At 67.4% G+C, this 3,230-nt stretch carries 3 protein-coding genes and 1 tRNA gene; all 4 read left to right on the top strand.

What is annotated here, in order from left to right:
* Window positions 1-1,011, top strand: a 1,011-nt coding sequence (gene tilS, locus AC1D01_RS26820; protein WP_477871791.1) for a tRNA lysidine(34) synthetase TilS, incomplete at its 5' end; no start/stop codon positions are given.
* A 58-nt stretch (window positions 1,012-1,069) separates the two neighbouring features.
* On the top strand, window positions 1,070-2,338 hold the full coding sequence (locus AC1D01_RS26815) for an aspartate kinase (RefSeq protein ID WP_477871789.1): 1,269 nt from the start codon (window positions 1,070-1,072) through the stop codon (window positions 2,336-2,338).
* Window positions 2,339-2,375: 37 nt separating this feature from the next.
* Window positions 2,376-2,468 (top strand) — tRNA-Ser (locus AC1D01_RS26810).
* Window positions 2,469-2,655: 187 nt separating this feature from the next.
* A partial coding sequence (locus tag AC1D01_RS26805) for a tyrosine-type recombinase/integrase (RefSeq protein ID WP_477871787.1) occupies window positions 2,656-3,230 on the top strand: 575 nt, incomplete at its 3' end.

Here is a 3,230-nt window from a genome sequence, read left to right as displayed (position 1 = left end):
GACGCGTTGCGCGCGATGGCGCTGGAGGCGCATGCGAGCCTCGTGCTGCTGGCCCATCACCGGCGCGACCAGGCCGAGACGCTGCTGCTGCAGGCGCTGCGCGGCGGTGGTGTGGCAGGGCTGGCGGGCATGCCACGCCGCATCGAGCGCGACGGCATGGTCTGGGAGCGGCCCTGGCTCGATGCGCCGCGCGAAGCGATCGAGGCCTATGTGCGCCGGCACCGGCTGCGCTTCATCGACGACGACAGCAACAGCGATGAGCGCTTCGCCCGCAACCGGCTGCGGCTCGCGGCGTGGCCGGCGATCGTCGAGGCGTTCCCGCAGGCCGAGGCCTCGCTCGCGCAGTCGGCGCGCTGGGCGCAGCAGGCCGCGGCCGCGCTCGACGAGCTGGCGGCGATCGATCTCGAACGCGTGGCCGATGCGAGTGGCCTCAGCGTGACCGAATGGCGCACGCTCAGCGAAGCGCGGCAATCGAACGCGCTGCGGGCCTGGCTCGCGTCGATCGGCCAGCCGGCACCGGCCAGCCTCGTGCTGCGGCTGCAGCAGGAACTGGGCGGCCAGGGCGCCTGGCCGGCGGCCGGCGGCGAGCTGCGCGTGCACCGCAGCCGCCTCGGCTTCGTCGCATCACGGCCAGCCCTTGTGGAGACGCCGGAACGCGAATCGGCGCTGAGCATCCGCCGTGCCGGGCGCCACGCGTTGCCGGGCTGGGGCGGCGAACTCGTCGCGACGCGCGTGACGCACGACGGCATTCCGCTCGCGTGGCTGGGTGCACTGGTGCTGCGCGCGCGCGAAGGCGGGGAGCAGTTCCAGGCAGGCCTGGGCCGTCCGCCGCGCAGCCTGAAGAAGCAGTACCAGGCGGCGGCAGTGCCGGCGTGGGACCGGGACGGGCCGCTCGTCTACAGCGGCGGGCAACTGCTGTTCGTGCCGGGGCTCGGCATCGACGCCCGCGTGATCGGCTTGCCGGGGCAGGCGCAGGTGAGCCTGGCCTGGCGGCGCATTCCGCGCGGTTAAAATGCCCGGTTGCGATCGACTCGCGACCCTTTTCTCCACTCGCGGCAAGACCTCTTTCATGGCACTCATCGTTCACAAGTACGGCGGCACCTCCATGGGCAGCACGGAGCGCATTCGCAACGTCGCGAAACGCGTTGCCAAATGGGCCCGCGCCGGCCACCAGATGGTGGTCGTTCCCTCGGCGATGAGCGGCGAGACGAACCGCCTGCTCGGCCTCGCGAAAGAGCTGTCGCCGGCCTCGCCGACCACCGCGGTCGACCGTGAACTCGACATGATCGCGTCGACCGGCGAGCAGGTCTCGGTGGGCCTGCTGTCGATCGCGCTGCAGGCCGAAGGCATGCAGGCCGTCAGCTACGCCGGCTGGCAGGTGCCGGTGCAGACCGACAGCTCGTACACGAAGGCGCGCATCCAGAGCATCGACGACGCCCGCGTGCGCGCCGACCTGGCGCAGGGCAAGGTGGTGGTCATCACCGGCTTCCAGGGCATCGATGCCGACGGCCACATCACGACGCTCGGCCGGGGCGGCTCGGACACCTCGGCGGTGGCGGTCGCGGCCGCGATGAAGGCCGACGAATGCCTGATCTACACCGACGTCGACGGCGTCTWCACSRCCGACCCGCGCATCGTTCCCGATGCGCGCCGGCTGCACACCATCAGCTTCGAGGAGATGCTCGAGATGGCGAGCCTCGGCTCCAAGGTGCTGCAGATCCGCTCGGTCGAGTTCGCCGGCAAGTACCGCGTGCCGCTGCGCGTGCTGTCGAGCTTCACGCCGTGGGACATCGACATCACCGAGGAAGCGCGCTCGGGCACCCTGATCACCTTTGAGGAAGACGAGAAAATGGAACAAGCCGTTGTGTCGGGCATCGCGTTCAACCGCGACGAGGCCAAGATCACCGTGATGGGCGTGCCCGACAAGCCGGGCATCGCGTACCAGATCCTGGGCCCGGTGGCCGACGCGAACATCGACGTCGACGTGATCATCCAGAACATCTCGCACGAAGGGAAGACCGACTTCTCGTTCACCGTGCACCGCAACGACTACACGCGCACGATGGAGCTGCTGAAGAACACCGTGCTGCCGAAGACCGGTGCCGCGCAGGTGATGGGCGACACCAAGATCTGCAAGGTGAGCATCGTCGGCATCGGCATGCGCTCGCACGTGGGCGTGGCGAGCAAGATGTTCGGCTGCCTGAGCGAAGAGGGCATCAACATCCAGATGATCACCACCAGCGAGATCAAGACCAGCGTCGTGATCGACGAGAAGTACATGGAGCTGGCGGTGCGCGCGCTGCACAAGGCGTTCGATCTGGAGCAGGCCGCCGCCTGAAATCGTCAAAACTGCGGCTAGAATCGCAGTCTTCGCCGGAGTCGTGACCGAGTGGCCGAAGGTGCTCCCCTGCTAAGGGAGTATGTGGGCAAAACCTGCATCGAGGGTTCGAATCCCTCCGACTCCGCCAGGATAGTGTTCGGCGAAATTCGCTGAARRCCGWGAAAGCCCCGCMAAMCCTAGKKTTGCGGGGCTTTTTTGTTTCGTCGGMGTTCGCTGAGCTTCGTTGACAGCCAGGCCGTCCCAGGGGAATCATTCGGGGCACAAAACAGGTTGTGCCCCTGGCACAGCTCCAAATTCCCCGATTCCCCTCTCTCATGCCTCTGACCGACCTAGCCTGCAAGAAAGCCACCTGTCCCGACACCAAGGCCCGCGAGCGCTACACCGACTCCGGTGGCCTCTACCTGGAAGTCCTCCCGAGCGGATCGAAGTACTGGCGTTGGAAGTACTACTTCGCCGGCAAGGAAAAACGCCTTGCCCTTGGAACCTATCCCGATGTCTCGTTGGTGCAAGCCCGCCTCGACCGCGACAAGGCCCGCGGTGCCCTGAAGGAAGGCGACGACCCGGTTCAACTGCGGAAGGACGCGAAGGCGGCCCGCCGTGTGGCCATTGGCACCTCATTCGAGGTGGTGGCCATGAGCTGGTGGGAACACTGGCGCGGCACCCGCAGCCCGCGGCACGCCGACTACGTTTTACGGCGCCTGCAGCTCGATGTGTTCCCCGAGCTGGGGCGCAAGCCGGTTGCCGACATCCTCGCTCCGCACATCCTTGCCATGGCGAAGAAGATCGAGGCCCGAGGCGCTCTCGACATTGCAAAACGCTGCTATCAGACCTGCGGCCAGGTGTTTCGCTATGCGATCGCTCACGGCCTGGCCCTCCGCAACCCATGTGC

This window comes from Rhizobacter sp. P3_B12 (assembly GCF_056402895.1).
Note: the sequence above shows the minus strand (reverse complement) of the source record. Positions and strands in the feature narration are given on the sequence as shown.